Source organism: Streptomyces sp. NPDC001714 (assembly GCF_042892755.1).
Lineage (GTDB): Bacteria > Actinomycetota > Actinomycetes > Streptomycetales > Streptomycetaceae > Streptomyces.
The window spans coordinates 303,792-329,583 of sequence record NZ_JBIAUL010000001.1; the positions used below are offsets into that span (position 1 = coordinate 303,792).

The window sequence follows — 25,792 nt, forward strand, 5'->3', positions numbered from 1 at the left end:
CCTTTGCGGTGGGAGACGCGCTGGCGGACCGGCGCGGGTCTGCTGGGGCTCGCCGACCCCGCGGAGTGGGACGCCGCGTTCGAGCGCGGCGAGGACCATCTCGGTACGGCGGTGATCGGGCTGGCGTTCCACTGCCCGCTGGAGGAGGCGTCGCCCCGGATCGTCTAGGTGGTGGGGTTCCCGCACGGCCTCCAGCGGACGAACGCCTTCGTCGCGGCCGGGCACGCGGCACGGCTCAACCGGCGGCTGACCCCGGAACTCTTCGCGGCCTTGCGGGCGGAAGGCCGCGGCGGCGTGGCGGAGCACCGCCGCGGCCGCGTGGCGGAGCACCCCATCAGGGACGCCCTCACCTTCGTGCCGTACCGGGACCTGCCGCCCTGGTTCAAGCGCCGATTGGGTGTACGTGACGGTGCGCAACAAGCTGGAGTGCTGGTGACTGCGCTCCGTGGACGCTGTCGAAGACGGTCGGCGGATCCTGCGTGGCCGCCACCGCTGAACGGACGGAGACACGTTGACGACTGCACGAGAAGAGCTGCTGGGACTCGTACCGCCGCCGACGGATGCGGCCGTGGACGCCGTGGACTGGGAGCGAGTGGAGGACGAACTCGGTGTCCGCCTGCCCGACGACTACAAGTGGCTGTCGGAACGGTACGGGTCAGGTGGCTTCGACGACTTCATGCACATCCTGCATCCGCGTTCGCAGTTCTGGCCGACCCGCCTCGTCGACGCCGCCGAGCGCGCCGCCGAACTGCTGGAGCAGATGCCGGAGGGGCTGCGGAAGAGAGTCCCGCACAGGATCGATCACCTGCTGGCGGTCGGGAAGACCGACAACGGAGACACGATCTACTGGGTCACTGAACCCGAGGCAGCCCCCAACGAATGGGCCGTCACGGCGAACGGGGCGCGCAACACCAAATGGCCCCACTTCGTAGGCGGAATCGTGGAGTTCCTAGTGGCCGTCCTTTCCGGCGCAACCCGCATGGACGTGTTCCCCGGCGACTTCCCCAGCGCCCGTCCGGCCTTCGTACCGGATCCGGATCCGGACCCGGCCTTCGTACCGGATCCGGATCCGGACACCGTCCGTCGCCGGCCGAAGGAGCGGCGGACCGACCACCCGACGCAGGGAGGGATACGAGGGTGAGAACCGAGGAATTTCTCGTGGAACTCGACGACGGGATGCTGGAGTTCTTCCGGCACATCGCCGAAGTGCTGGTGACCGGGTTCGGAATCTGTCCCGGAGAGGAGGCTGCGCGGGTCAACGCGGCGTACGAAGGCGCCGAAATAGAACCCTATCCGGATCTCATGTGCCATGAGTTTCCCGAGTTCTGGGCCTACCGGCTCTACTTCAAGCCCCAGGAGGGGCGGACGCCGCACGGAGATCCCGAAGAGGACCTGTCCGGCTGGAACGTGCGTCCGGCGCCACCGAAGGATTCACACTTCTGGACCATCAGCGACGGTCCCGGCACCTGACAGCCCGGCCCATGGCCCAGCCCGCGCGCCAGTCTTCACCTCGAACGGTCGTTCCTTGTAAGTTCGCGTGTGCACAGGTTTGTTGACGGGGCGTACGCGACGGGGGTTGCGGGATCATGGCGGGGTACCGACCGGCGGACTGGCATCCACTCGACCTCGACAGGGACCCGACCCCCGGCGACCCCCAGCGGGTCCGCACCCTCGCCGCACAGCTGCATTCCTTCGCGGACGACGTCTCCGACGCGCTCCGTCTGGTCAAGGGCATGGCCGGTGAGGACACCCTCCTGCAGTGGGCCGGGAAGTCGGCCGAGGTGTTCAAGGAGCAGTTCAAGGACGTCCCGAAGAACCTGAAGAAGCTGAAGAAGTCCTACGAGCTGTGCGGGGACGCCCTCGCGGACTACTGGCCGAAGCTGGAGCGGGCGCAGGCGCTTGCCGACAAGGCCCTGGTCAAGGCGAAGGAGGCGCAGTCGGACCTGTCCTCCGCCAAGTCCCGGCTCTCCTCCGCCGATTCCTGGGTCACCCGGGCCACCAAGGAAGCCGACAAGTACAAGGACGACCCCACCGGCAGCAAGTCCAGCGCCGACAAGCCCGACGAGGGCAAGGTGCGGGCCGCCACCAGGGACGTGCAGAGCGCCAAGTCCGCGCACACCCAGGCCCAGTCGGACGTCACCAGCGCCCAGAACGCCCTCGACGCCGCGAAGAAGATGGCCGAGGACGCGCGGAAGATGCGCGACGACGCGGCCGGTGAGGCGAAGCGGAAGATCGACGAGGCGTCGGACGCCGGGATCCCGAACCGGCACTGGTGGCAGGACGTCGGCCACTGGTTCGAGGACAACTGGGACACCATCGTCACCGTCTGCAAAGTCGTCGTCGCCGTCGTCGGGATCATCGCGATGATCATCGGCGGGCCCATCCTAGGCGCGATCGTCCTCGTCGCCGCCCTCGTCGTCCTCGCCGACACCCTCTACAAATACTCCAAAGGCCAAGCGTCCCTGTGGGACGTGGCGTTCGCCGCGCTGGACTGTATACCCGGTGGCAAGGGCATCACGTCGCTCGGCAAACTCGCCAAAGGACTCAAGGAACTGAAGAACGCCAAGGGCGGAATGAAGGCGTTGGCTGGAGGGCTGCGCGGCCTCAAGTCCGCCCGCGGATTGCTCGCGGAAGGCTCAAAGGGCGCCTACAGCAGGCTGAAAGCCCTGATCAAAGGATGCGGCGACCCGGTCGACCCGGCCACGGGCCATATGTACCTGGCGCAGACCGATGTCGCCTTGCCGGGAACCCTGGCCCTCGACTTCACCCGTCGCGCCTCGTCGGGTTGCCGCTCGGGCCGGTGGTTCGGGCCCAGTTGGTCCTCCACTGTCGACCAGCGGCTCGAAATCGACGAGCAAGGGGTCGTGTTCGTCACCGAGGACGGCATGCTGCTGGCCTATCCGCATCCCGAGGGGCCTGCGGTTTCCGTAACTCCTGAGAGCGGCCCCACCTGGCCACTGGTCCGGCTGGACACGGGCGGGTACCTCATCACCGAACCGCTCACGGGTATCAGCCGCCGCTTCGCCGCCCCTGCGCGTGGCGTGGCGCTCGTGGAGCGCATAGCTGACCGTAACCACAACACCATCGATTTCGACTACGACTACGAGGGTGCCCCTCAGGCCATTCGGCACTCCGGTGGGTATCACCTCAAGCTCACCGTCGAAGACGGGCGCGTCACCGCGCTGGGACTGGCCGGGGCGGGCGAAGACGGGCGAGACGTCAGGGTCAGGCGCTACGGCTACACCTCGGGGAACCTCACCGAAGTCGCCGACTCGGCAGGTATGCCGACGCGATTCACCTACGACGAGCGGCAGCGCATCACGTCGTGGCAGGACACGAACCTCCGTCGCTATGCGTACACCTACGACGAGCAGGACCGGTGCATCGCCCAAGGCGGTGAGGCCGGGCACATGACCAACACCTTCGCCTACGACCAGGAGGCCGCCTCTGCCTGGCCCGGTTGCCGTATCACGGAGGTCACGAGCGCGGACGGTGCCACCAGCCGTTTCGTCGTCGACGAGCGATGCCTCGTCATCGCCGAGATCGATCCGCTGGGCGGCATGGTGCGCACCGGCTACGACACCCACCAGCACGTCACCTCGACGACGGACCAGCTCGGTCACACCACGCGGATCAGCGTCAACGAGCTGGGGCGTCCGGTCGCGATCACCGGGCCCGACGGTGCCACGGTCCGTTACGAGTACAGCGATCTCCATCTCACCACGCGCGTGAACCTGCCGGGCGGCACTTCATGGCGGTACTCCTACGACGAACGCGGCAACTGCACGTCGATCACCGATCCAGGCGGGGCGACCTCGCACAGCACCTACACACCGGAAGGCCATCCCCTCACCGTCACCGATCCTCTGGGCCGCACGACCACAGTGCGTTGCGATCGTGCGGGCATGCCTCTCGAAGTCACCGACCAGTCGGGCGGCACCGGCTGGGAACGCGACGCGTTCGGGAATCCCGTCACCATCACAGACGAGTTGGGGCACACCACGCGACTGGCCTGGTCGACGGAGGGCCGGCTTCTTCGCCGTGTCACACCGGACGGGGCGGTGGAGGAGTGGGGCTACGACGGTGAGGGCAACTGCACAAGCCACACAGACCAGTTGGGGCAGGTGTCCCGTTCCGACTACACCCACTTCGACCTGCTCGCGGCCCGCACCGGCCCGGACGGGGCTCGTCATCAGTTCTCCTATGACGCATCCCTGCGCCTGGTCCGCGTCACCAACCCACTTGGTATGACCTGGAGCTACGACTACGACCAGGCCGGTCGTCTGATATCGGAGACCGACTTCGACGGCCGCGTTCTCACGTACACCTACGACGCTGCCGGGCGCCTCGTTTCCCGCACCGACGCACTCGGCCAGACCATCACCTTCACATACGACGTTCTTGGCCAGCTGATACGCAAGGACTCGTGCGGGGCCGTCACCACGTGGGCGTACGACCGACTCGGCAACCTCATGCACGCCGCCGGTCCCGACTCCGCCCTCACCCTTGAGCGCGACAGCGCCGGCCGTCTCCTGGCCGAGACGGTCAACGGACGGACTGTGACCTATTCCTATGACGCGGCGGGGCAGCTTGCGGGCCGTGTCACTCCATCCGGTGCCACGAGCAGCCGTACCTACGCCGAATCAGGGCTGCTCACCCGTCTCGTCGCCTCCGGGCGAGTCATCGAATTCGAGCACGACCCGGCGGGCCGAGAGGTGACGCGGCGCATCGGCGCCGCCGCGACCCTAGTCCAGGCGTTCGACGAGGTGGGGCGCCTGACCAACCAGACGGTCACGGGCACTGACATCCGTCCCGTCCTGCACCGGTCTTTCGCCTACCAGGCCGACGGGAATCTGACCGGGGTCGAGGGCCCGGTCCTCGGAAGCCGTCGCTTTGATCTGGACGCGGCCGGGCGGGTGACCGCGGTGCGGGCCGAGAACTGGACCGAGACCTACGCCTACGACAGTGCCGGTAACCAGACGCACGCAGGCTGGCCCGACACCCACCCCGGGTACGAAGCCACCGGAGACCGCGCCTACCGCGGCACTCGTCTTAGGCGGGCCGGGAAGGTCCGCTACGAACATGACGACCTCGGCCGGGTGACCCTGCGGCAGAAGACGCGCCTGTCCCGGAAGCCCGACACCTGGCGCTACACCTGGGATGCCGAGGACCGGCTCGTCTCGGTCGTCACACCCGACGGCACACGCTGGCGGTACACGTATGACCCGCTGGGGCGCAGGACGGCAAAACTGCGCCTCGCCGACGACGGTGTCACCGTGGTCGAACGGGTTGATTTCACCTGGGACGGCACGGCTCTCTGCGAACAGACCACCACGTCGACCTCACTCGACACCTCGGTCACCCTCACCTGGGACCACCACGGCCTGGCTCCGATAGCCCAGACGGAGCGGATGTCGGCCGCGGACGCACCCCAGGACGAGATCGATTCCCGCTTCTTCGCCATCGTCACCGATGTCGTCGGCACTCCGACCGAACTCGTCGACGAAGCCGGGAACATCGCCGGGCGGGCCCGCAGCACCCTGTGGGGTGTCACCGCGTGGGCGGCGGACAGCACTGCCTACACGCCGCTCCGCTTTCCGGGCCAGTACCACGACCCGGAAACGGGCCTGCACTACAACTGCTTTCGTCACTACGACCCTGAGACGGCTCTCTACCTCACTCAGGATCCGCTCGGACTGGAACCGGCCCCCAATCCCGTCGCGTACGTGCATAATCCGCACACATGGGTCGATCCTCTTGGTCTCACCCCCTGCGCGATCGCGGCCCGGAAGACCGCGACGGAGCTTCGCAATTCCCCGGGCATGGTCACCGGAGGCGACCGGCTTCCGGATATCACCGGCAAGTGGTTGCGGGGCAGCCAGGGAAATGCGGGGAGAATTCCGGGCCAGGTGGCCCGAGGGCTGCAAGGGCGCGAGTTCAAGAGCTTCGACCACTTTAGGGCGGCTTTTTGGGAAGAGGTCTCGAAAAATCCGGAACTGGCCGGACAGTTCAAGAAGTCCGGTCAGACGGCCATGGCCGAGGGGAAGGCACCCTTCACTGCCCTCGATCAGGCCATTCCGGGTCAGGGCCGTTACGTGCTGCATCACGTTCAACCCATCGGGCGAGGTGGCGGCGTATACGACCTCGACAACCTGGTGGTTGTGACACCGCGATACCATAAGGAGGTCCTGGACGGTGGTTACCATTTCGGCAGTTGATAGGCTCGGGACGAGAGGGTGAATTGCGTGATCTCGAAAACGCGTGAAGAACTCATTCGGATGGTTCAGCAGCTCATCGACGCACATCTGCCCGAGGCGGAGGAAGACGCGTTGGTTGAGGAACTGAAACAGAGTGTGCCGCACCCTCGGGTGACCGACTTGATCTACTACTCGGACCAAGATCTCACGGCTGAGGAAGTGGTGGACCGGGCGCTCGCCTACCGGCCGATCGAGTTGTGAGCCAGGCATTTCTCCCGACCTCGCGCGGAGCGATGGTGTCCCTGGCCGACCCGGTCACCCCACAAGGAACGGTGGATCTGCAGTCCACCGTCACCGCGTTCCCGCGGGCCACGCCGATCGACGGCCTCGATCGTGCCTGGACGTGGCGTCTGAACCCGGCGCTGAACTTCGCGGGAGCGCTGACCGGCGACGGCACCCGGCTTCTCCAGATGAACCAGATACGCCGGCACGACGACGCGCTCGCGCGTGCGGTCCTGGCCTTCGCCCGCGCGCACGAGCCGGAGCTGATCGCCGAGGGGCGCTTCCTGACCTGCGTCGGCGGCTTCGAGGCGCTCGGATACGCCTTCGACGCCGTCGCGGCCGTCGTGCCCGGGGTGCACGGCCACCACCGGGTCCAGAACCCCGACCTCGCGCCTGTGACCACCATCGTCTTCCCCGCGTACCGGTGCGAGTTCTCGGGGCAGGAGACGCTGGAGGAGGCGGAGACCAGGTACCACAAGATGCTGGCCACCGCGGACGTCGGACGTGGTCCCATGCCGTTCCTGAAGATGCGCTTCGACAACCCCCGTACCGGTGGAGGCAGCAACAACCCGGGGCGTGCCCTGGCCCGGCCCGAGGTCCTGCTGGCCGAGATCGCGGAGCTGAGGAACGCTCCCGGCGGGTTCGTGGAGTACGAGAACCACGCTGGTGACGTAGGGCGTGTGGAATGGGACCGGAATGCCACGTGGGTGCTCACGGATGCGTCCGGGAGGCGGGAGTTGGGGCTCGACGACCTGCTGCCCCTGGTGGCGGAGAGCCTGTGCTGACCGTCTGGCCTCCCCCGGGAGAGGAAAGAGTGTCCTGGCGATCGCCGAGGACGGCGCGGTCTACACGGGCATGGATTCGGTCTCGCTGCGGGCGGCCACCCCCGACGAGGCCCCGGAAAAGCTCACCAGACCGGTCCGCCCCGAAGCGCTGTACTGATCACGGCTCGGACCCGGGGCGCGCTCGGCCACCCCGGCCGTACCACCTCACCCACACGACCGCCTCCTGGCACTGGGACGACATGACCTCTGACCAGACCTCCGCGGCCGTGTACCGCTTTCTGGCCGACCTTAAGAATCTGAGGACGCTGCGCCTCCGCGATTCGTTGATCGATCTCAAGCGCCGGCAGTTCCAGGGACCGCAGGTCGCTCTGCCGGACGTGTTCGAGGCCGAGTGGACCGGTGACCCCAAGGCGCGCAAGGCCGAGTTCGCCTCCGACTATCCGGGTGCGCCGATCCTGAGCCGGCGTCTCGTCGACCGGGTCGGGCAGGAGCGGCTGGAGCAGGCCGGGCGGCTGGTCCCCGTCCGTACACCGGGCCCCGACCCGGACGAGTACGCCCTGTACGTGGTGGAGCCTCTCGTGGACTGCGTGGACACTCGCAGGTCGGACCGGCCGAAGAAGGCCACCGGGGAGATGAGGAAGATGGTCTTCCGTCCGGAGGCGGTGCCTGCCGAGTTGCCGGCGTTCCGGGTTCCGCAGTTCCCTGTCGCGGTGTGCTGGACCGGCTGGATGCGTGATCTGCTGGGCGAGATCCTCGGAGACCATCTGGAGGCCCGCCTGCTGTGGTCACCGGAGCCCTCGGCCGCTCCACACCCCGATCCGTGGGGGTTGTGATCCCGGCACACGCAGCGCTCCCGATCGGCCGGTCCTCTGGCTTGTATGGATGGTGACGCGATGTCTGGCATGTCCCGACGGGGCCCGGCGGTCTACCGGCTTCTGCCGAGCCTGAGCGACTACGAGACGCTGCGTCTGGACGGGACGGACCAGAGCCGGCTCATGCGCTGGCAGCGTCTGGGCGGCGAAGAGGAGCGACCCACCTGGCTGCGTGCCGAATGGCTGGACGACGACGGCACTCCCAGGAGTGAGTTCCCCAGCGGCAGTCCCGGAGCGCCCGTGCTCAGCCGCCGTCTGGCCGAGGGGTTCGGGGACGAACTGCTGTCGGCCGGGAACCTGGTACCCGTCGAGATCCGCAACGGCAAGGGCGACGACTACGTCCTGTACCTCGTCGATCAGGTGGTCGACTGCCTCGATCAGCGCAGGTCGTCCAAGCCGAAGCGGAACGGCGAGATCAAGAAGCCCGTGTACCGTCCCGAGGCCCTGCCGACCCGGCTGCCTGCGTTCCGCCTGCTGCAGTTCCCCCGTGGAACGGCTGGGCCGTCGACCGGCTGCTCGACCTCACGGGGGACCAGATCGAGGCTCGTCTGACCTGGTCCGAGGACCCCGCGGCCAAGCCTCACCCCGACCCCTGGGGATTCTGATCGCGCCCTGTCCGACGCCGAGCGTCAGCGCAGGGTCGGTACCCCGCCCCCCTCGGCCCGCGTCAGTGTGACTCCGGTCAGACCGCGCAGTCGGCGCTCCGCGAGAGCCGCGAGCTGGCCGGCGCCCGGCGGGGCGGAGCCCAGACCGATGGCGTAGCGGACCGGGTTCGTGGTGAAGGGGCGGGGCCAGGCGTGGCAGTCGGGGACCGACGTGGAGAGGTCGCTGAGGAGGGCTCGCATCCTGCCCCGCACCCGGCCCTCGTCCGCGTCCCGGCCCACGGTCAGGACCGCCCAGGCCGCGTGGCGGCGGTGGAGCGGGGGCGGGGCGAGGAGTTCGGCCCGGGGATAGGGGTCCGCGGTTCCTTCCAGCAACTCCCAAGCGCGGAACAGCTCCTGGGCCACCAGGTCACGCATGCCCGCCGTCACCTGGTCGGTGCAGGGACGTACGGGGGCGGAGGGGGTCGTGACGGTGAGGGGGAGGAGGGGCTGGGTCGGATCGGGTGTCCGGCCCACCGGTTCCCGCCAGTCCCAGGCCGCCCAGGTCGCGAAGAAGTGCCGTAGGAGATCGCCCGGCGCGAGGTCGCCGGCCTCGGCCGTGGTGCGGGCGGCCAGGACGGACCAGGCCAGGCCCGGCAGGCCTCCGAACGGCGCCGAGTCCAGGCCCCGGGCCTTCGCCCACGCCTTGACCTGCGTGGCCAGCCGGGCGAAGGCAGGCCCGCGCCCGCCCACCGAGGCCAGCACCGCGTCGGCGTCGCTCACCGCGCTGAGCGCGATCGCGGCCTCCTCGCCCAGCTCGGTCCGGCGTGAAACCGCCTCCGCGGGGTCCGTCGAACCTGTGGTGACCACGACCAGGTCCACGTCCAGCCCGTCGATCCGCAACCGCAGACCGGGTACGCGGGCCCCGACCACCTCGCGCACGTCCGTCGCCTCGGGGAGAGCCGCCGCCCACCGTGCCCTTATGGCGGGGAGCCCGACCGTGCCGGGCAGCACCGCCACCAGGTCCAGGTCCGCACCGGGCAGCGCGCAGCCCATCCGCCGGGAGCCGACGACGTGTACGACGGCCTCGGGGAACGCGTCCTCGGTGCGGCGGGTGGTCTCCTCGGCCACCCGCGCCACCGTGTCCTCGTCCTCCGCCCCGCCCCGCGCGGCCTCCTCCGCCCACCGCACCTCGCCCGTCCCCAGCGTCACCGTGGCCCGGACCCGCATCGGCTCGTCCCCGCGCCGCGAGAGCAGTGCCAGCTCGCCGACCCTGACCGGCATCGGGGCGAGCCGGGCCGCGCAAGCGGTGGCCAGGGTGTTCGGGTCGGTGGTGCGGCCCAGGCTCAGGTGAGGGGAGAAGCCCGGGTGGCGGCCGGAGCAGCGGGGGAAGTGGCGCAGGAGGGTGCGGTGCAGGTCGGCCCAGGGCTCCTCACCCGCGGCGGCGGGGTCGAGCCAGACGGTCGCGTCGTCCCGGTGGCCGAACCACTGCACCCCCTCCAGCCGGGCGTCGAAGGGAGCGGTCGCGGCCGTCGCGAGCACCGCCGCCGCCCGCTCGAAGGCGTGTTCCGGTACGAATCCGAAGAGCAGGTTCACATGCGGGGGCCAGCGGTGGATCTGCGGGTCGTGGTCCCGGCGGATCTCCTGGAGCGGGGCCCACAGCTCCTCGGGCGGGAGCCACGCCAGCGCCGTGCGGGGCGTCGGTCCTTCGGCAAGGGACTCCGGGGCGTCCGTCCCCGGAGCGCCCACCGCGAGCTCGGCCAGGACACCGTAATGATCGGAGATGTACGTCCCCTCCGCCGACGGCACGTCACCGCGGAGTCCGGCGTGCCGTACCCGCAGCCCTTCCCCGCGCAGCAGCACCCGGTCCAGCCGCGAGGCCCGGCCCGTCAGTGACGAGATCGCGGCCAGCGGATTGCCGCCCGGGTCGAAGGTCGGGGTGGTGTCGTCGGCTCCGTGCGCCTCGCTCCACGCGTCCCGCAGGCCCAGCGTCAGCTGCGGTGTGCCGCCGCCGTCGTTGAAGTCGCCCATCAGGACCAGCTCGGCGTCCACGCCCGCGAGCCCCTCGGCGATGAGGGTGAGTTCCGTCGTGCGCCGGTCGGCGCCGCTCTCGGAGTGGTCGCTGCTCAGATGGGTCGCCGCGATGACCACGGGCCGTCCGCCCGCCTCCACCACAAGGGCGGTCACCGCCTTGTGCGGGCCCAGTTCGTGGTGCGCGGCCTCGATGACGGGGAGCCGGCTCAGGAGCAGCAGACCGCACGCGTCGACATCCCGCCCGCGCGGGTCCGTGCCCAGGGTCCAGCCCGCCCGCACCCACTCCTCGCCCAGCAGCAGGGCGAGGAGTTCCGCCTCGACCTCCTGCAACGCGATCACGTCCACATCCGCTTCGCGCAGGGCCCGCGACAGGAGAGGTCTGCGCCTCGCGGTGTCGATGCGGTCGCCGTCGTACCGGTCCCAGAGCGTGTTCCAGGTCAGTACCCGCACACCCCCGGACGCCCGCACACCCCCGGACGTGTCCCCCCGCCGCGAGGGCACGGCCCCCCAGTCCGCGCCGTCCCACGCGTACGGCGTACGTGCCGTGAAGAACGGCGCCCTGAGCAGCCGGGCCTCCCGGACCCGCCCTGCCTCCGTCGCGTCGATCCGGTCCGCCCCCGTGGCCCGGTCCCACACCACCTCGCCGTCGGCCTCGATGAACAGCACCCGGTGCCAGGGGATCTCGCCCCCGGGCACGAACGCGGGCAGCGGGACACGCTTGGGCGCGGCGCCGCGCCGGCGGACGCCCAGGACGAAGCGGGCCGGGTCGAAACGCGTGTCCCAGCGCACCCGGTGATAGATCTCCTCGCTCGTACGCACGCGTCACACCTCTTCCTCGACGGTCCCGGCCGCCCCGATGTACCAGGTCCGATGAGCGTCGCCGGGATACGGCGGGACGAAGCGCCGCAGCTGGCCGGTGAGCACGTCGGGCGGCACCGGGTGCTCGCGGCGGGCGTTGCGCCGTACCAGCTCGTCCTCGTCGACCAGGACCACGGCGTGCGTGATCAGGGCGTCACGGCGGTGGGCGATCCCGTGCACCAGCGAGCGCTGCTGCTTGGTGAGGGACGTGGCGTCCCACACCACGGTCCCGCCGCCTGCCAGGGCCCTCTCCAGCCGGCCGAGCCCCTCGCGGAGGACCTCGCCGTTGGCCCGCTGGTCGGCGCGTGAGCCGCGCGCCTCGCGCAGGTCGTCCAGGGAGACGTACGCGTCCACGCCCGGGAGCCCCCGTGCGAAGGTGCTCTTGCCGCTGCCGGCCGGACCGACCGTCTGCACCAGCTTCGGGAACGCGCCGGACCGCCAGCGCCAGGTCGCGGCCACGGCCTCGTCGGCACTGCCGATCCGCCCCAGCGCGTACGCCTCCCGGGCCTCGGCCCGGCACCGCGCGGCCGCGTCCGCCGGCAGCCCGGCGAACGCCTCCCGCAGCCCGAGGCTCCGCACGTCCTCGGCGTGCAGCGCCGACCACTCCACCTGCTCGCGTGCCGCGTCCGTGTGCGCGGTGGCCCGGGCGACCGCATGCAGCAGACCCAGGTCGGCGGCGTACGACAGGCGCACCAGACCGGCCCGCCGGTCCTCGTCCGGATACGGCCGGTGCAGCGCCGGGTGCAGCCCCACGAGGTCGGCGACCCGGCGGGCGAGCGGTATGCCGGCCACCCTGGCGAGCCGCGCCGCCAGCCGCCCCCGCCGCACCCCGTGCAGCAGCGCGGCCAGGACGCCGGCCAGCAGGTCGTCCCCGGACCGCCCCGCCGGATCGAAGCGGCCGACGGCCCGTGCGTCCCCCTCGCCGGGCAGCCCCACGGCCTCCTCCAGCGCCCGCACGTCGACGGCCGCTCCCGACCGCACCGCCCACAGGGCCGCGCCGGCCCCGAGCCCGTTCTCGACGACGGCCGCGTGCATCCAGTGCGTGTCCGTCCGCACGTGCCCCGCCCGCACCCACTTGGCCACGCGCTCCCCGAACTCCTGTGCGCCGAACCCGTCCGCGACCCGGACGACGTATCCCTCCTGCCGTTCGGGATCCAGCCGCGGAGCGCGCAGTGCCCGCTCGTCGAACACGCCGCGCCACAGCACCCGGGGAACGGGGACGCCGAGCCCGCGCAGGAAGACCACCGTCCGGTCCCAGTCCAGGCAGCTGCCCTCGCCGTCCCACACCGAGAAGCCGTAGAAGTAGCTCTCCAGGTCGTCGTACGCGATCGAGTGCCGGGCGAACATGTTCTCCCCGCACACCCGCCACCCGTCCGGGATCGCGTGGCCGATCCGGGCCTGGAGTGCCTTGACCCAGGTGCGGGAGGGGTGATGGGCCGAGTCCAGCGAACGGGCGTGCAGGCCGTCGGCGTAAAGGGTGGTGTTCTCGCCGTCGAGTTTCTCGGTCACGACGACCTCGCGGCCGCGCAGGCCGGACAGATCGGTGATCCGGAGGTCGTCGGCGGTCGCGCCGGGCGACCAGGGCAGATGCCGGGTCCGTGGATAGTGCGTACGCATGGTGAACGTCCCCCGTGACAGCCGTTGTGCCTGCTCAGCGTAGGGAGTGGGGGTGGCGGGGGGCGAGCGGATTACGCTGCGGCCGGGACCGGCCGAGCCCCTCGGGAACGTCGCTGCGGAGGGTCCCGGTTTGACCTGCGTCACTCCGGGGGTATGCTCCCCGGCCCGATTGGCCAGCCCCCCGCCCTCTATGGCAGACTGTCCGAGTTGCTCGGTCGAGTGTTGATGCTGCGCGCCTCCCGCCGGGAGGACCGGAAGCGAGTCCCACAGTACTCGTCGTCCTAACTGCCATTACGGCAGCACTGGGGCGGACGTACGGGAATCTTTCGGGAAGTGCGGTGCGGCACCGGCCAGGCACCCGGTGGGCCTTCCGCCCCCGGCTTGCGGTTCCGGAAGGGCCGTGTGCATTCCCCGCAGGGATGTTCGAACAAGGGGCATCTGTGTCAGCGGGAGCGCGACACGCCCGACCGCGTGGGTCGGAGAAGAGAAGCAGTCACCGGGTTCCAGAGCGTGCAGAGAAGGACTACTGAGTAGCCATGGCGGGACAGAAGATCCGCATCCGGCTCAAGGCCTACGACCACGAGGTCATCGACTCCTCGGCGAAGAAGATCGTCGAGACGGTGACCCGCACTGGTGCGTCGGTCGCGGGCCCGGTGCCGCTGCCCACTGAGAAGAACGTGTACTGCGTCATCAAGTCGCCGCACAAGTACAAGGACTCGCGCGAGCACTTCGAGATGCGCACCCACAAGCGCCTGATCGACATCCTCGACCCGACCCCCAAGACCGTTGACTCTCTGATGCGACTCGACCTCCCGGCCGGTGTCGACATCGAGATCAAGCTCTGAGGCCGGTGATCTGAGAATGGCTAAGCAGATCAAGGGCATCCTGGGCGAGAAGCTCGGCATGACGCAGGTGTGGGACGAGAACAACCGTGTTGTTCCGGTCACCGTCGTCAAGGCCGGCCCCAACGTCGTCACCCAGGTCCGTACCAACGACGTCGACGGCTACGAGTCGGTCCAGATCGCCTTCGGCGAGATCGACCCGCGCAAGGTGAACAAGCCCCTCAAGGGCCACTTCGCCAAGGCCGACGTCACCCCCCGCCGTCACCTCGTCGAGATCCGTACGGCCGACGCCTCCGAGTACACCCTCGGTCAGGAAGTCACCGCCGAGGTCTTCGAGGCCGGCGTGAAGGTCGACGTCACCGGCAAGAGCAAGGGCAAGGGCTTCGCCGGTGTCATGAAGCGTCACAACTTCAAGGGCCTCGGCGCCGGTCACGGCACCCAGCGCAAGCACCGCTCGCCCGGTTCCATCGGTGGCTGCGCCACCCCGGGCCGCGTGTTCAAGGGCCTCCGCATGGCGGGTCGCATGGGCAACGAGCGTGTCACCACCCAGAACCTGACCGTCCACGCCGTTGACGCGGAGAAGGGTCTGCTGCTCATCAAGGGCGCGGTTCCCGGTCCGAACGGCGGCCTCGTCCTGGTCCGCACCGCGGCCAAGGGGGCCTGAGGTAACCGATGAGCACTGTTGACATCCTTTCGCCTGCCGGCGAGAAGACCGGTAGCGTCGAGCTCCCCGCGGAGATCTTCGGCGTGGAGAAGGTCAGCATCCCGCTGATCCACCAGGTCGTCGTCGCGCAGAACGCGGCCGCCCGTCAGGGCACGCACAAGACGAAGACCCGTGGCGAGGTCCGTGGTGGCGGCAAGAAGCCGTACCGCCAGAAGGGCACCGGCCGCGCCCGTCAGGGCTCGACCCGCGCGCCGCAGTTCGCCGGCGGTGGCGTCGTCCACGGCCCGCAGCCGCGTGACTACTCGCAGCGCACCCCGAAGAAGATGAAGGCTGCCGCCCTGCGGCACGCCCTCACCGACCGGGCGCGCCACAACCGCATCCACGTCGTCACCGGCGTGGTCGAGGGCGAGACCCCCAGCACCAAGGCCGCTCGCACGCTGTTCGGCAAGATCTCGGAGCGCAAGAACCTGCTCCTGGTCGTCGACCGCGCCGACGAGGCCGCGTGGCTGTCCGCCCGCAACCTGCCCCAGGTCCACATCCTGGAGCCGGGCCAGCTGAACACGTACGACGTGATCGTCTCGGACGACGTGGTCTTCACCCAGGCCGCTCTCGAGTCCTTCGTCGCCGGCCCGAAGGCCAACGACACCGAAGGGACCGAGGTCTGATGGCTACCCGTCACCCGAGCATCGCCTCGAAGGCCGCCAAGGCCGCCAAGGCCGCGCGCGTCGCCAAGGCGAAGCGCCACGCCACCGAGGGCAAGAACACCGTCGAGACCCCGCTGAGCAAGTCGTACACGGACCCCCGTGACGTGCTGCTGAAGCCGGTCGTCTCGGAGAAGAGCTACGCGCTCCTGGACGAGAACAAGTACACGTTCATCGTCGCCCCGGACGCCAACAAGACCCAGATCAAGCAGGCCGTCCAGGCGGTCTTCTCGGTCAAGGTCACCGGGGTCAACACCCTCAACCGCCAGGGCAAGCGCAAGCGCACCAGGACCGGTTTCGGTCAGCGCGCGGGCTCCAAGCGCGCGATCGTGACCCTCGCCGAGGGCGACCGTATCGACATCTTCGGCGGTCCGACCGCGTAAGCGGGTCGGATCGTCCGATATCGGACGAGGACTGAGAAATGGGAATCCGCAAGTACAAGCCGACTACGCCGGGCCGTCGTGGCGCCAGCGTCGCCGACTTCGTCGAGGTCACGCGGTCCACGCCGGAGAAGTCGCTGGTCCGCCCGCTGCACAGCAAGGGCGGCCGTAACAACGCCGGTCGTGTGACCGTTCGCCACCAGGGTGGCGGACACAAGCGCGCCTACCGAGTGATCGACTTCCGTCGTCACGACAAGGACGGCGTGCCGGCGAAGGTCGCGCACATCGAGTACGACCCCAACCGCACCGCGCGCATCGCGCTGCTGCACTACGCCGACGGCGAGAAGCGCTACATCCTCGCCCCGCGCAACCTGCAGCAGGGCGACACCGTGGAGAACGGTCCCGGGGCCGACATCAAGCCGGGCAACAACCTGGCCCTCCGCAACATCCCGGTCGGTACCACGGTCCACGCGATCGAGCTCCGTCCCGGCGGTGGCGCCAAGTTCGCCCGCTCCGCGGGTGCCTCGGTGCAGCTGCTCGCCCGTGAGGGCGCCATGGCGACCCTCCGTATGCCGTCCGGCGAGATCCGCATGGTGGACGCGCGCTGCCGCGCCACCGTCGGTGAGGTCGGCAACGCCGAGCAGTCGAACATCAACTGGGGCAAGGCCGGCCGCAAGCGGTGGCTGGGCGTCCGCCCGACCGTCCGTGGTGTCGTCATGAACCCGGTCGACCACCCGCACGGTGGTGGTGAGGGCCGGACGTCCGGTGGTCGTCACCCCGTGTCCCCGTGGGGCAAGAAGGAAGGTCGTACTCGTTCGCCCAAGAAGGCGTCGAACAAGTACATCGTCCGCCGCCGCAAGACGAACAAGAAGCGTTAAGGACTGGTTGAGATGCCTCGTAGCTTGAAGAAGGGGCCCTTCGTCGACGACCACCTGATCAAGAAGGTGGACGCCCAGAACGAAGCCGGCACCAAGAACGTCATCAAGACCTGGTCCCGCCGCTCGATGATCGTCCCGGCCATGCTGGGTCACACTCTCGCGGTGCACAACGGCAAGACCCACATCCCGGTGTTCGTCACCGAGTCGATGGTCGGTCACAAGCTCGGCGAGTTCTCGCCGACGCGCACCTTCCGGGGTCACGTCAAGGAAGACCGGAAGTCGAAGCGCCGCTAGTAGAGCGGATCGCATTCAGACACGTAAGTAACTGAGAGGGACAACCATGGAAGCCAGGGCCCAGGCGCGGTACATCCGCGTTACGCCCATGAAGGCCCGCCGCGTGGTGGACCTTATCCGTGGCATGGATGCCACGGAGGCTCAGGCTGTTCTGCGATTCGCTCCGCAGGCAGCCTCCGTGCCGGTCGGCAAGGTGCTCGACAGCGCCATCGCCAACGCCGCGCACAACTACGACCACACCGACGCCGACAGCCTCTTCATCTCCGAGGCGTACGTCGACGAGGGTCCGACCCTGAAGCGGTTCCGTCCGCGTGCTCAGGGCCGTGCCTACCGGATCCGCAAGCGGACCAGCCACATCACCGTGGTCGTCAGCAGCAAGGAAGGAACCCGGTAATGGGCCAGAAGGTTAACCCGCATGGGTTCCGGCTCGGTGTCACCACGGACTTCAAGTCCCGGTGGTACGCCGACAAGCTGTACAAGGACTACGTCAAGGAAGACGTCGCCATCCGTCGGATGATGACGTCCGGCATGGAGCGCGCCGGCATCTCGAAGGTGGAGATCGAGCGCACCCGTGACCGTGTGCGTGTGGACATCCACACCGCGCGTCCGGGCATCGTGATCGGCCGCCGTGGCGCCGAGGCCGACCGCATCCGCGGCGACCTCGAGAAGCTCACGGGCAAGCAGGTCCAGCTGAACATCCTCGAGGTCAAGAACCCCGAGACGGACGCTCAGCTCGTGGCCCAGGCCGTCGCCGAGCAGCTCTCCTCCCGCGTCTCCTTCCGCCGTGCCATGCGCAAGAGCATGCAGTCGGCGATGAAGGCCGGCGCCAAGGGCATCAAGATCCAGTGCGGTGGCCGCCTCGGCGGCGCCGAGATGTCCCGCTCGGAGTTCTACCGCGAGGGCCGTGTGCCCCTGCACACGCTCCGCGCGAACGTGGACTACGGCTTCTTCGAGGCCAAGACGACCTTCGGCCGTATCGGTGTGAAGGTCTGGATCTACAAGGGCGACGTCAAGAACATCGCCGAGGTCCGCGCCGAGAACGCCGCTGCCCGCGCCGGCAACCGCCCGGCCCGTGGTGGTGGCGCTGGTGACCGCCCGGCCCGTGGTGGCCGTGGTGGCGAGCGGCGCGGTCGCAAGCCGCAGCAGGCTCCCGCTGCCGAGGCCCCCCAGGCCGAGGCCGCCGCCGCTCCGGCTGCTGAGAGCACCGGAACGGAGGCCTGACCGACATGCTGATCCCCCGTAGGGTCAAGCACCGCAAGCAGCACCACCCGAAGCGCCGCGGTGAGGCCAAGGGTGGTACGACGGTCGCGTTCGGCGAGTACGGCATCCAGGCCCTCACGCCGGCGTACGTGACCAACCGCCAGATCGAGGCGGCTCGTATCGCGATGACCCGCCACATCAAGCGTGGCGGCAAGGTCTGGATCAACATCTACCCGGACCGCCCGCTGACGAAGAAGCCTGCCGAGACCCGCATGGGTTCCGGTAAGGGTTCTCCGGAGTGGTGGATCGCGAACGTGCACCCGGGCCGGGTCATGTTCGAGCTGTCCTACCCCAACGAGAAGATCGCCCGTGAGGCCCTGACTCGCGCAGCCCACAAGCTGCCGATGAAGTGCCGGATCGTCAAGCGCGAGGCAGGTGAAGCGTGATGTCGGCCGGTACCAAGGCGTCCGAGCTGCGCGAGCTGGGCAACGAGGAGCTTCTGGGCAAGCTCCGCGAGGCCAAGGAAGAGCTGTTCAACCTCCGCTTCCAGGCGGCGACGGGTCAGCTCGAGAACCATGGCCGTCTGAAGGCGGTCCGCAAGGACATCGCGCGGATCTACACCCTGATGCGCGAGCGTGAGCTGGGCATCGAAACGGTGGAGAACGCCTGATGAGCGAGAGCAACGTGACTGAGAACACTGAGGCGCGCGGTAGCTTCCGCAAGACCCGCGAGGGTCTCGTCGTCAGCGACAAGATGGACAAGACCGTCGTCGTCGCCGTCGAGGACCGCGTCAAGCACGCGCTGTACGGCAAGGTCATCCGCCGTACGAACAAGCTCAAGGCGCACGACGAGCAGAACGCCGCGGGCGTCGGCGACCGTGTCCTCCTCATGGAGACCCGGCCGCTGTCCGCGACGAAGCGCTGGCGCGTCGTCGAGATCCTCGAGAAGGCCAAGTAAGTCTCCTGCGGGGCATCCCTCGCAGGACAGTTCCGCCAGGCTCCGGGGGCCGTTCCTCTGAACGGCCCCCGGGGAACCGGCAGACAAACAGGAGATAGACGTGATCCAGCAGGAGTCGCGACTGCGCGTCGCCGACAACACTGGTGCGAAGGAAATCCTTTGCATCCGTGTGCTCGGTGGCTCCGGTCGCCGCTACGCGGGCATCGGTGACGTCATCGTCGCCACCGTCAAGGACGCGATCCCCGGTGGCAACGTGAAGAAGGGTGACGTCGTCAAGGCGGTCATCGTTCGCACCGTCAAGGAGCGCCGCCGTCCGGACGGCTCGTACATCCGCTTCGACGAGAACGCCGCCGTCATTCTGAAGAACGACGGCGACCCTCGCGGCACCCGCATCTTCGGCCCGGTCGGCCGTGAGCTGCGCGAGAAGAAGTTCATGAAGATCATCTCGCTCGCGCCGGAGGTGCTGTAAGCATGAAGATCAAGAAGGGCGACCTGGTCCAGGTCATCACCGGTAAGGACAAGGGCAAGCAGGGCAAGGTCATCGCGGCCTACCCCCGCGAGGACCGCGTCCTGGTCGAGGGTGTCAACCGGGTCAAGAAGCACACCAAGGCCGGTCCGACCGCTCGCGGTTCCCAGGCCGGCGGCATCGTCACGACCGAGGCGCCGATCCACGTCTCCAACGTCCAGCTGGTCGTTGAGAAGGACGGCAACAAGGTCGTCACGCGTGTCGGTTACCGCTTCGACGACGAAGGCAACAAGATCCGCGTTGCCAAGCGGACGGGTGAGGACATCTGATGGCTACCACCACTGCTCCGCGTCTGAAGCTGAAGTACCGCGAGGAGATCGCGGGCAAGCTGCGTGACGAGTTCAAGTACGAGAACGTCATGCAGATCCCCGGTCTCGTCAAGATCGTGGTCAACATGGGTGTCGGCGACGCCGCCCGTGACTCGAAGCTGATCGAGGGCGCGATCCGCGACCTGACCACCATCACCGGTCAGAAGCCGGCCGTCACCAAGGCCCGCAAGTCCATCGCGCAGTTCAAGCTGCGTGAGGGTCAGCCGATCGGTGCCCACGTCACGCTCCGTGGCGACCGCATGTGGGAGTTCCTGGACCGCACCCTGTCGCTCGCGCTGCCGCGCATCCGCGACTTCCGCGGCCTGTCCCCCAAGCAGTTCGACGGCCGTGGCAACTACACCTTCGGTCTCACGGAGCAGGTCATGTTCCACGAGATCGACCAGGACAAGATCGACCGTACCCGGGGTATGGACATCACCGTGGTGACCACGGCGACCAACGACGCTGAGGGCCGCGCGCTCCTTCGTCACCTCGGCTTCCCGTTCAAGGAGGCGTGAGCGAGATGGCGAAGAAGGCTCTGATTGCCAAGGCTGCTCGCAAGCCCAAGTTCGGTGTGCGTGGCTACACGCGCTGCCAGCGCTGCGGCCGTCCGCACTCCGTGTACCGCAAGTTCGGCCTCTGCCGCGTGTGCCTTCGTGAGATGGCTCACCGTGGCGAGCTGCCGGGCGTGACCAAGAGCTCCTGGTAATCCCCCCTTTTAGGGATTTCAGAGGCTCTCGGTAAGCAATGGGCGTGTCAGGCGCCCACCCCTTCATGGCTTAGGCTTGGAGGGTTGGGCGCCTGACGGTCGCCCGTACGACTTACTACGCCGTAGGTCCACCGCGCCGCACCCGTCCCGTCTCGGATCGGGGAGAGGGATGGCGCACCAGGAAACCCCGGCGAGAGAGGCCGAAGGCCAATTCATGACCATGACTGATCCGATCGCAGACATGCTTACGCGTCTGCGGAACGCGAACTCGGCATACCACGACTCCGTGACGATGCCGGCATCGAAGATCAAGTCGCACATCGCGGAGATCCTCCAGCAGGAGGGCTTCATCACGGGCTGGAAGGTCGAGGACGCCGAGGTCGGCAAGAACCTCGTCCTGGACCTGAAGTTCGGTCCCAACCGTGAGCGCTCCATCGCGGGCATCAAGCGGATCTCCAAGCCCGGTCTCCGGGTGTACGCGAAGTCCACCAACCTGCCGAAGGTGCTCGGCGGCCTCGGCGTGGCGATCATCTCCACGTCGCACGGGCTCCTCACCGACAAGCAGGCCGGCAAGAAGGGCGTAGGCGGAGAAGTCCTCGCCTACGTCTGGTAGCAGAAGGGAACGGAGGAAACAGCTATGTCGCGCATCGGCAAGCTCCCCATCGCGGTTCCCGCCGGCGTGGACGTCACCATCGACGGCCGCACGGTGAAGGTCAAGGGCCCCAAGGGCGAGCTGACCCACACCATCGTGGCTCCGATCGACATCGCCAAGGGCGAGGACGGCACTCTCGCGGTGACCCGCCCCAACGACGAGCGTCAGAGCAAGGCCCTGCACGGCCTGTCCCGCACGCTGGTGGCGAACATGATCACCGGCGTGACCCAGGGTTACGTGAAGAAGCTCGAAATCAGCGGTGTCGGTTACCGCGTGACCGCCAAGGGCTCGAACCTCGAGTTCGCGCTCGGTTACAGCCACCCGATCCTGGTCGAGGCCCCCGAGGGCATCACCTTCAAGGTCGAGGCTCCGACCCGTTTCTCGGTCGAGGGCATCGACAAGCAGAAGGTCGGCGAGGTCGCGGCCAACATCCGCAAGCTGCGCAAGCCCGACCCGTACAAGGCCAAGGGCGTCAAGTACGAGGGCGAAGTCATCCGCCGCAAGGTCGGAAAGGCGGGTAAGTAAGCCATGGCATACGGGCAGAAGATCCTCAAGGGCGACGCCTACAAGCGCGCCGCGATCAAGCGCCGTCACATCCGGATCCGCAAGCGGATCGCCGGTACGGCGGAGCGTCCCCGTCTGGTCGTGACCCGCTCCAACCGCCACATCGTGGCGCAGGTGATCGACGACCTCAAGGGCCACACCCTGGCTTCCGCGTCCACGCTGGACGCGTCGGTCCGTGGTGGCGAGGGCGACAAGTCCGCGCAGGCCAAGCAGGTCGGCGCCCTGGTCGCCGAGCGTGCCAAGGCCGCCGGTGTCGAGGCCGTGGTGTTCGACCGTGGTGGTAACCAGTACGCCGGCCGCATCGCGGCTCTGGCGGACGCCGCCCGCGAGGCCGGGCTCAAGTTCTGAGCCGCTTGTAGCTAGCGGAAAGAGAGAGGTAATCCAATGGCTGGACCCCAGCGCCGCGGTGGCGGTGCCGGTGGCGGCGAGCGGCGGGACCGGAAGGGCCGTGACGGCGGCGCTGCTGCCGCCGAGAAGACCGCGTACGTTGAGCGCGTCGTCGCGATCAACCGCGTCGCCAAGGTTGTGAAGGGTGGTCGTCGCTTCAGCTTCACCGCGCTGGTCGTGGTGGGCGACGGTGACGGCACCGTGGGTGTCGGTTACGGCAAGGCCAAGGAGGTGCCGGCCGCCATCGCCAAGGGCGTTGAGGAGGCCAAGAAGCACTTCTTCAAGGTCCCGCGTATCCAGGGCACCATCCCGCACCCGATCCAGGGTGAGAAGGCTGCCGGCGTCGTTCTCCTCAAGCCGGCCTCGCCGGGTACCGGTGTTATCGCCGGTGGTCCCGTGCGTGCCGTCCTGGAGTGCGCCGGTATCCACGACGTGCTGTCGAAGTCGCTCGGCTCCGACAACGCGATCAACATCGTGCACGCGACCGTGGAGGCCCTGAAGGGCCTGCAGCGTCCCGAGGAGATCGCGGCCCGCCGCGGTCTGCCCCTCGAGGACGTCGCCCCCGCGGCTCTGCTCCGTGCGCGTGCCGGGGCGGGTGCGTAATCATGGCGCAGCTCAAGATCACGCAGGTCAAGTCCTACATCGGCAGCAAGCAGAACCACCGTGACACCCTGCGTTCCCTTGGTCTCAAGGGCATCAACACGCAGGTCGTCAAGGAGGACCGCCCCGAGTTCCGCGGCATGGTGCACACCGTCCGCCACCTCGTGACGGTCGAGGAGGTCGACTGATCATGGCGGAGCAGAACCCGCTCAAGATCCACAACCTCCGTCCGGCCCCGGGCGCCAAGACCGCCAAGACCCGTGTCGGTCGTGGTGAGGCGTCGAAGGGTAAGACGGCTGGTCGTGGTACCAAGGGTACGAAGGCCCGTTACCAGGTTCCGGAGCGCTTCGAGGGTGGCCAGATGCCGCTCCACATGCGCCTCCCGAAGCTGAAGGGCTTCAAGAACCCGTTCAAGACCGAGTACCAGGTCGTGAACCTCGACAAGCTGGCCGCGCTGTACCCGGAGGGTGGCGAGGTCACCGTCGAGGGTCTCGTCGCCAAGGGTGCCGTTCGCAAGAACAGCCTCGTCAAGGTCCTCGGCCAGGGTGAGGTCTCCGTGGCGCTGCAGGTGACGGTCGACGCCGTCTCCGGCTCCGCCAAGGAGAAGATCACCGCCGCCGGCGGCACCGTCACCGAGCTCGTCTGATCGTTTCGGGCGTCTCGATGACGTAAGCATTTCCCGACCGGGGATACCTCACAATGGGGTATCCCCGGTTGGTCGTTCCTCGGGGGGCAGTACGGCCGGTAAGGTGGCCAGCACTGTTCTTTTTCCCATTCGTCGAACCTCAAGACCGTCACCCTTGACGCACTTGCGCGGGGGTCGCAGGAGGCACCGTGCTCACCGCGTTCGCCCGGGCGTTCAGGACGCCCGACCTGCGCAAGAAGCTGCTCTTCACGCTGGGCATCATCGTGGTCTACCGGGTCGGTACGCACATCCCGATCCCGGGTGTGAACTACACGTCTGTGCAGCAGTGCGTGAAGGAGGCCTCGGGCAACCAGGGCCTCTTCGGCATGATCAACATGTTCAGCGGCGGCGCGCTGCTGCAGATCACGATCTTCGCGCTGGGCATCATGCCGTACATCACGGCCAGCATCATCCTTCAGCTGCTGACCGTGGTCATCCCGCGTCTGGAAGCCCTGAAGAAGGAGGGCCAGGCCGGTACGACGAAGATCACGCAGTACACCCGGTACCTGACGGTGGCCCTGGCCATCCTGCAGGGCACCGGCCTGGTCGCCACCGCGCGCAGCGGCGCGCTCTTCAACGGCTGCTCGGTCGCGTCCAGCATCGTCCCGGACCAGTCGATCTTCACGACGATCACCATGGTCGTCTGCATGACCGCCGGTACGGCCGTCGTCATGTGGCTCGGCGAGCTGATCACCGACCGCGGCATCGGCAACGGCATGTCGATCCTGATGTTCATCTCGATCGCCGCGACCTTCCCGTCCGCGCTGTGGGCCATCAAGAAGCAGGGCACGCTGGCCGACGGCTGGATCGAGTTCGGCTCGGTCATCGCGATCGGCCTGGTCATGGTCGGGCTCGTGGTCTTCGTCGAGCAGGCCCAGCGCCGCATCCCGGTGCAGTACGCGAAGCGCATGATCGGCCGCCGTTCCTACGGTGGTACGTCCACGTACATCCCGCTCAAGGTGAACCAGGCGGGTGTGATCCCGGTCATCTTCGCCTCGTCGCTGCTGTACATCCCGGCCCTCGTGGCGCAGTTCGCGGGTGGCAACTCGGGCTGGAAGACCTGGATCGAGCAGAACCTGACCAAGCAGGGCGACAGTCCGACGTACATCACCATGTACTTCCTGCTGATTGTTTTCTTCGCGTTCTTCTACGTGGCGATCTCCTTCAACCCCGAGGAAGTCGCCGACAACATGAAGAAGTATGGTGGCTTCATCCCGGGCATCCGGGCTGGCCGACCGACCGCTGAGTACCTGTCGTACGTGCTCAACCGGATCACCTGGCCGGGTTCGCTGTATTTGGGGCTGATCGCTCTCGTACCGACAGTGGCGTTGGTCGGCTTCGGGGCGAGCCAGAACTTCCCGTTCGGCGGGACCAGCATCCTGATCATCGTGGGTGTCGGTCTCGAGACGGTGAAGCAGATCGAGAGCCAGCTCCAGCAGCGCAATTACGAAGGGTTCCTCCGCTGATGCGTATCGTCCTCGTCGGGCCGCCGGGTGCCGGTAAGGGAACGCAGGCCGTCCGCCTCGCCGAGATGCTGGGCATTCCGCACATCTCCACGGGCGACCTGTTCCGCGCCAACATCAGTCAGCAGACCGATCTCGGCAAGCTCGCCAAGTCCTACATGGACGCCGGTGACCTCGTACCCGACGAGGTCACCATCGCCATGGCCAAGGACCGCATGGAGCAGCCGGACGCGGCGAACGGCTTCCTGCTGGACGGGTTCCCGCGCAACGTCTCGCAGGCCGAGGCGCTGGACCGGCTGCTGAGCGACGAGGGCATCGAGCTGGACGCCGTCCTGGACCTGGAGGTCCCGGAGGAGGAGGTCGTCAAGCGGATCGCCGGCCGGCGCGTCTGCCGCAACGACTCCTCGCACGTCTTCCACGTGACGTACAGCCCGCCGAAGCAGGAGGGCGTCTGCGACATCTGCGGCGGCGAGCTGTACCAGCGTGACGACGACTCCGAGGACACCGTCCGCACCCGGCTGGAGGTCTACCACACGCAGACCGAGCCGATCATCGACTACTACAAGGCGCAGGGGCTGGTCGTGACGATCTCCGCCCTGGGTCCGGTGGAGGAGATCACGCAGCGGGCGCTGGAGGCGCTGAAGCGCGAGAAGGCCGAGAACAACTAGATCGCGGTTCTTCCGGCCGCGGCGCCCTCCCCCGGACCTCGTCCGGGGATCCCCAGGGCGCCGCGGCCGTACTGTTGTACAGGTAACC

33 protein-coding genes are annotated in these 25,792 nt (G+C 68.3%); 31 read left to right on the forward strand and 2 right to left on the reverse strand.

Annotation, left to right across the window (positions count from 1 at the left end; translation table 11 throughout):
• The first annotated feature begins 3 nt into the window (after positions 1–3).
• The 8 genes from ACFY0P_RS01435 to ACFY0P_RS01470 all read left to right on the forward strand — a co-directional run bounded on the left by ACFY0P_RS01435 (position 4) and on the right by ACFY0P_RS01470 (position 8,688).
• A complete protein-coding gene (locus ACFY0P_RS01435; RefSeq protein WP_388906035.1) occupies positions 4–168 on the forward strand; it encodes a hypothetical protein in 165 nt (54 codons plus the stop codon).
• 343 nt (positions 169–511) lie between these two features.
• Positions 512–1,141 carry an SMI1/KNR4 family protein gene (locus ACFY0P_RS01440; protein ID WP_388906037.1) on the forward strand — a complete coding sequence of 210 codons (630 nt, stop codon included), beginning with the start codon at positions 512–514 and terminating at the stop codon, positions 1,139–1,141.
• 17 nt (positions 1,142–1,158) lie between these two features.
• Entirely contained in the window at positions 1,159–1,470 is a 312-nt protein-coding gene (locus tag ACFY0P_RS01445) for a hypothetical protein (protein ID WP_388906039.1), read from the forward strand.
• A 116-nt stretch (positions 1,471–1,586) separates the two neighbouring features.
• On the forward strand, positions 1,587–6,218 hold the full coding sequence (locus ACFY0P_RS01450; protein ID WP_388906041.1) for a DUF6531 domain-containing protein: 4,632 nt from the start codon (positions 1,587–1,589) through the stop codon (positions 6,216–6,218).
• Positions 6,219–6,245: 27 nt separating this feature from the next.
• Positions 6,246–6,458 (forward strand): bacteriocin immunity protein, encoded by a 213-nt coding sequence (locus ACFY0P_RS01455; RefSeq protein WP_388906043.1) that lies wholly within the window; start codon positions 6,246–6,248, stop codon positions 6,456–6,458.
• A gap of 71 nt (positions 6,459–6,529) precedes the next feature.
• Positions 6,530–7,264: a hypothetical protein gene (locus ACFY0P_RS01460; protein WP_388906045.1), complete on the forward strand. Its 735-nt coding sequence runs from the start codon at positions 6,530–6,532 to the stop codon at positions 7,262–7,264.
• 239 nt (positions 7,265–7,503) lie between these two features.
• Positions 7,504–8,097 carry a hypothetical protein gene (locus tag ACFY0P_RS01465; protein WP_388906048.1) on the forward strand — a complete coding sequence of 198 codons (594 nt, stop codon included), beginning with the start codon at positions 7,504–7,506 and terminating at the stop codon, positions 8,095–8,097.
• Between the two features lie 60 nt (positions 8,098–8,157).
• A complete protein-coding gene (locus ACFY0P_RS01470; protein ID WP_388906050.1) occupies positions 8,158–8,688 on the forward strand; it encodes a hypothetical protein in 531 nt (176 codons plus the stop codon).
• Between the two features lie 77 nt (positions 8,689–8,765).
• Here ACFY0P_RS01470 and ACFY0P_RS01475 read toward each other — a convergent pair whose 3' ends face one another.
• Both ACFY0P_RS01475 and ACFY0P_RS01480 read right to left on the reverse strand, forming a co-directional pair.
• Positions 8,766–11,570: a poly(A) polymerase gene (locus ACFY0P_RS01475; RefSeq protein WP_388906053.1), complete on the reverse strand. Its 2,805-nt coding sequence runs from the start codon at positions 11,568–11,570 to the stop codon at positions 8,766–8,768.
• Between the two features lie 3 nt (positions 11,571–11,573).
• Positions 11,574–13,226 carry an RNA ligase family protein gene (locus ACFY0P_RS01480; RefSeq protein ID WP_388906056.1) on the reverse strand — a complete coding sequence of 551 codons (1,653 nt, stop codon included), beginning with the start codon at positions 13,224–13,226 and terminating at the stop codon, positions 11,574–11,576.
• Positions 13,227–13,762: 536 nt separating this feature from the next.
• Here ACFY0P_RS01480 and rpsJ point away from each other — a divergent pair.
• From rpsJ to ACFY0P_RS01595, 23 genes are all read left to right on the forward strand, one after another.
• Positions 13,763–14,071: a 30S ribosomal protein S10 gene (rpsJ, locus tag ACFY0P_RS01485; protein ID WP_003948644.1), complete on the forward strand. Its 309-nt coding sequence runs from the start codon at positions 13,763–13,765 to the stop codon at positions 14,069–14,071.
• 16 nt (positions 14,072–14,087) lie between these two features.
• Positions 14,088–14,732 carry a 50S ribosomal protein L3 gene (gene rplC / locus ACFY0P_RS01490; RefSeq protein ID WP_062706771.1) on the forward strand — a complete coding sequence of 215 codons (645 nt, stop codon included), beginning with the start codon at positions 14,088–14,090 and terminating at the stop codon, positions 14,730–14,732.
• 8 nt (positions 14,733–14,740) lie between these two features.
• Positions 14,741–15,397, forward strand: coding sequence for a 50S ribosomal protein L4 (rplD, locus tag ACFY0P_RS01495; protein WP_388906059.1), 657 nt, complete (start codon positions 14,741–14,743; stop codon positions 15,395–15,397).
• Positions 15,397–15,816: a 50S ribosomal protein L23 gene (gene rplW, locus ACFY0P_RS01500; RefSeq protein ID WP_388906061.1), complete on the forward strand. Its 420-nt coding sequence runs from the start codon at positions 15,397–15,399 to the stop codon at positions 15,814–15,816. The genes rplD and rplW overlap by 1 nt, the downstream gene beginning before the upstream one ends.
• 38 nt (positions 15,817–15,854) lie before the next feature.
• The gene (gene rplB / locus ACFY0P_RS01505; RefSeq protein WP_093499642.1) at positions 15,855–16,691 is read left to right on the forward strand and encodes a 50S ribosomal protein L2; all 837 of its coding nucleotides are present in this window, start codon (positions 15,855–15,857) and stop codon (positions 16,689–16,691) included.
• A 12-nt stretch (positions 16,692–16,703) separates the two neighbouring features.
• A complete protein-coding gene (gene rpsS, locus ACFY0P_RS01510) occupies positions 16,704–16,985 on the forward strand; it encodes a 30S ribosomal protein S19 (protein ID WP_023547380.1) in 282 nt (93 codons plus the stop codon).
• A gap of 46 nt (positions 16,986–17,031) precedes the next feature.
• On the forward strand, positions 17,032–17,379 hold the full coding sequence (gene rplV, locus ACFY0P_RS01515; protein WP_003974262.1) for a 50S ribosomal protein L22: 348 nt from the start codon (positions 17,032–17,034) through the stop codon (positions 17,377–17,379).
• Positions 17,379–18,206 carry a 30S ribosomal protein S3 gene (gene rpsC, locus ACFY0P_RS01520; RefSeq protein ID WP_093499641.1) on the forward strand — a complete coding sequence of 276 codons (828 nt, stop codon included), beginning with the start codon at positions 17,379–17,381 and terminating at the stop codon, positions 18,204–18,206. Before rplV ends, rpsC begins: the two co-directional genes overlap by 1 nt.
• 5 nt (positions 18,207–18,211) lie before the next feature.
• Positions 18,212–18,631, forward strand: a complete 420-nt coding sequence (rplP, locus tag ACFY0P_RS01525; protein ID WP_030788270.1) for a 50S ribosomal protein L16 — start codon at positions 18,212–18,214, stop codon at positions 18,629–18,631.
• Positions 18,631–18,855, forward strand: coding sequence for a 50S ribosomal protein L29 (gene rpmC / locus ACFY0P_RS01530; RefSeq protein WP_018564811.1), 225 nt, complete (start codon positions 18,631–18,633; stop codon positions 18,853–18,855). Before rplP ends, rpmC begins: the two co-directional genes overlap by 1 nt.
• Entirely contained in the window at positions 18,855–19,142 is a 288-nt protein-coding gene (gene rpsQ / locus ACFY0P_RS01535) for a 30S ribosomal protein S17 (protein WP_189268843.1), read from the forward strand. Before rpmC ends, rpsQ begins: the two co-directional genes overlap by 1 nt.
• A 100-nt stretch (positions 19,143–19,242) precedes the next feature.
• Positions 19,243–19,611: a 50S ribosomal protein L14 gene (gene rplN, locus ACFY0P_RS01540; protein WP_003998823.1), complete on the forward strand. Its 369-nt coding sequence runs from the start codon at positions 19,243–19,245 to the stop codon at positions 19,609–19,611.
• Positions 19,612–19,613: 2 nt separating this feature from the next.
• Positions 19,614–19,937, forward strand: coding sequence for a 50S ribosomal protein L24 (gene rplX / locus ACFY0P_RS01545; RefSeq protein ID WP_030671805.1), 324 nt, complete (start codon positions 19,614–19,616; stop codon positions 19,935–19,937).
• Positions 19,937–20,494 (forward strand): 50S ribosomal protein L5, encoded by a 558-nt coding sequence (rplE, locus tag ACFY0P_RS01550; RefSeq protein ID WP_093499638.1) that lies wholly within the window; start codon positions 19,937–19,939, stop codon positions 20,492–20,494. Before rplX ends, rplE begins: the two co-directional genes overlap by 1 nt.
• A 5-nt stretch (positions 20,495–20,499) precedes the next feature.
• Positions 20,500–20,685 (forward strand): type Z 30S ribosomal protein S14, encoded by a 186-nt coding sequence (locus ACFY0P_RS01555; RefSeq protein ID WP_003948630.1) that lies wholly within the window; start codon positions 20,500–20,502, stop codon positions 20,683–20,685.
• Between the two features lie 214 nt (positions 20,686–20,899).
• Positions 20,900–21,298: a 30S ribosomal protein S8 gene (gene rpsH / locus ACFY0P_RS01560; RefSeq protein ID WP_030420829.1), complete on the forward strand. Its 399-nt coding sequence runs from the start codon at positions 20,900–20,902 to the stop codon at positions 21,296–21,298.
• Between the two features lie 24 nt (positions 21,299–21,322).
• A complete protein-coding gene (gene rplF / locus ACFY0P_RS01565) occupies positions 21,323–21,862 on the forward strand; it encodes a 50S ribosomal protein L6 (RefSeq protein WP_093499637.1) in 540 nt (179 codons plus the stop codon).
• Positions 21,863–21,865: 3 nt separating this feature from the next.
• On the forward strand, positions 21,866–22,249 hold the full coding sequence (gene rplR, locus ACFY0P_RS01570) for a 50S ribosomal protein L18 (RefSeq protein WP_030860987.1): 384 nt from the start codon (positions 21,866–21,868) through the stop codon (positions 22,247–22,249).
• A gap of 36 nt (positions 22,250–22,285) precedes the next feature.
• Complete coding sequence (gene rpsE, locus ACFY0P_RS01575; protein ID WP_009190144.1) at positions 22,286–22,891, forward strand: 30S ribosomal protein S5; 606 nt, start codon at positions 22,286–22,288, stop codon at positions 22,889–22,891.
• Between the two features lie 2 nt (positions 22,892–22,893).
• Positions 22,894–23,076, forward strand: a complete 183-nt coding sequence (gene rpmD / locus ACFY0P_RS01580; protein WP_003974250.1) for a 50S ribosomal protein L30 — start codon at positions 22,894–22,896, stop codon at positions 23,074–23,076.
• Between the two features lie 2 nt (positions 23,077–23,078).
• Positions 23,079–23,534 (forward strand): 50S ribosomal protein L15, encoded by a 456-nt coding sequence (gene rplO / locus ACFY0P_RS01585; protein WP_030745257.1) that lies wholly within the window; start codon positions 23,079–23,081, stop codon positions 23,532–23,534.
• A gap of 188 nt (positions 23,535–23,722) precedes the next feature.
• On the forward strand, positions 23,723–25,039 hold the full coding sequence (secY, locus tag ACFY0P_RS01590; protein ID WP_388906066.1) for a preprotein translocase subunit SecY: 1,317 nt from the start codon (positions 23,723–23,725) through the stop codon (positions 25,037–25,039).
• The gene (locus ACFY0P_RS01595) at positions 25,039–25,704 is read left to right on the forward strand and encodes an adenylate kinase (RefSeq protein WP_388906068.1); all 666 of its coding nucleotides are present in this window, start codon (positions 25,039–25,041) and stop codon (positions 25,702–25,704) included. Before secY ends, ACFY0P_RS01595 begins: the two co-directional genes overlap by 1 nt.
• The last annotated feature ends 88 nt before the right edge of the window (positions 25,705–25,792 follow it).

Excerpts from the sequence above, each read along its gene's own strand:
- rpsQ (WP_189268843.1), top strand. The coding sequence starts at position 18,855 with ATGAGCGAGAGCAACGTGACTGAGAACACTGAGGCGCGCGGTAGCTTC.
- rpsH (WP_030420829.1), top strand. The coding sequence starts at position 20,900 with ATGACCATGACTGATCCGATCGCAGACATGCTTACGCGTCTGCGGAAC.
- ACFY0P_RS01450 (WP_388906041.1), top strand. The coding sequence starts at position 1,587 with ATGGCGGGGTACCGACCGGCGGACTGGCATCCACTCGACCTCGACAGG.
- rpmC (WP_018564811.1), top strand. The coding sequence starts at position 18,631 with ATGTCGGCCGGTACCAAGGCGTCCGAGCTGCGCGAGCTGGGCAACGAG.
- rplB (WP_093499642.1), top strand. The coding sequence starts at position 15,855 with ATGGGAATCCGCAAGTACAAGCCGACTACGCCGGGCCGTCGTGGCGCC.
- rpsE (WP_009190144.1), top strand. The coding sequence starts at position 22,286 with ATGGCTGGACCCCAGCGCCGCGGTGGCGGTGCCGGTGGCGGCGAGCGG.
- rplW (WP_388906061.1), top strand. The coding sequence starts at position 15,397 with ATGGCTACCCGTCACCCGAGCATCGCCTCGAAGGCCGCCAAGGCCGCC.
- ACFY0P_RS01595 (WP_388906068.1), top strand. The coding sequence starts at position 25,039 with ATGCGTATCGTCCTCGTCGGGCCGCCGGGTGCCGGTAAGGGAACGCAG.
- rplR (WP_030860987.1), top strand. The coding sequence starts at position 21,866 with ATGGCATACGGGCAGAAGATCCTCAAGGGCGACGCCTACAAGCGCGCC.
- rplP (WP_030788270.1), top strand. The coding sequence starts at position 18,212 with ATGCTGATCCCCCGTAGGGTCAAGCACCGCAAGCAGCACCACCCGAAG.
- ACFY0P_RS01555 (WP_003948630.1), top strand. The coding sequence starts at position 20,500 with ATGGCGAAGAAGGCTCTGATTGCCAAGGCTGCTCGCAAGCCCAAGTTC.
- ACFY0P_RS01465 (WP_388906048.1), top strand. The coding sequence starts at position 7,504 with ATGACCTCTGACCAGACCTCCGCGGCCGTGTACCGCTTTCTGGCCGAC.
- rplV (WP_003974262.1), top strand. The coding sequence starts at position 17,032 with ATGGAAGCCAGGGCCCAGGCGCGGTACATCCGCGTTACGCCCATGAAG.
- rplD (WP_388906059.1), top strand. The coding sequence starts at position 14,741 with ATGAGCACTGTTGACATCCTTTCGCCTGCCGGCGAGAAGACCGGTAGC.
- ACFY0P_RS01470 (WP_388906050.1), top strand. The coding sequence starts at position 8,158 with ATGTCTGGCATGTCCCGACGGGGCCCGGCGGTCTACCGGCTTCTGCCG.
- rpsC (WP_093499641.1), top strand. The coding sequence starts at position 17,379 with ATGGGCCAGAAGGTTAACCCGCATGGGTTCCGGCTCGGTGTCACCACG.
- rplF (WP_093499637.1), top strand. The coding sequence starts at position 21,323 with ATGTCGCGCATCGGCAAGCTCCCCATCGCGGTTCCCGCCGGCGTGGAC.
- rpsJ (WP_003948644.1), top strand. The coding sequence starts at position 13,763 with ATGGCGGGACAGAAGATCCGCATCCGGCTCAAGGCCTACGACCACGAG.
- rplE (WP_093499638.1), top strand. The coding sequence starts at position 19,937 with ATGGCTACCACCACTGCTCCGCGTCTGAAGCTGAAGTACCGCGAGGAG.
- rplX (WP_030671805.1), top strand. The coding sequence starts at position 19,614 with ATGAAGATCAAGAAGGGCGACCTGGTCCAGGTCATCACCGGTAAGGAC.
- rplC (WP_062706771.1), top strand. The coding sequence starts at position 14,088 with ATGGCTAAGCAGATCAAGGGCATCCTGGGCGAGAAGCTCGGCATGACG.
- ACFY0P_RS01480 (WP_388906056.1), bottom strand. The coding sequence starts at position 13,226 with ATGCGTACGCACTATCCACGGACCCGGCATCTGCCCTGGTCGCCCGGC.
- rpmD (WP_003974250.1), top strand. The coding sequence starts at position 22,894 with ATGGCGCAGCTCAAGATCACGCAGGTCAAGTCCTACATCGGCAGCAAG.
- rplO (WP_030745257.1), top strand. The coding sequence starts at position 23,079 with ATGGCGGAGCAGAACCCGCTCAAGATCCACAACCTCCGTCCGGCCCCG.
- rpsS (WP_023547380.1), top strand. The coding sequence starts at position 16,704 with ATGCCTCGTAGCTTGAAGAAGGGGCCCTTCGTCGACGACCACCTGATC.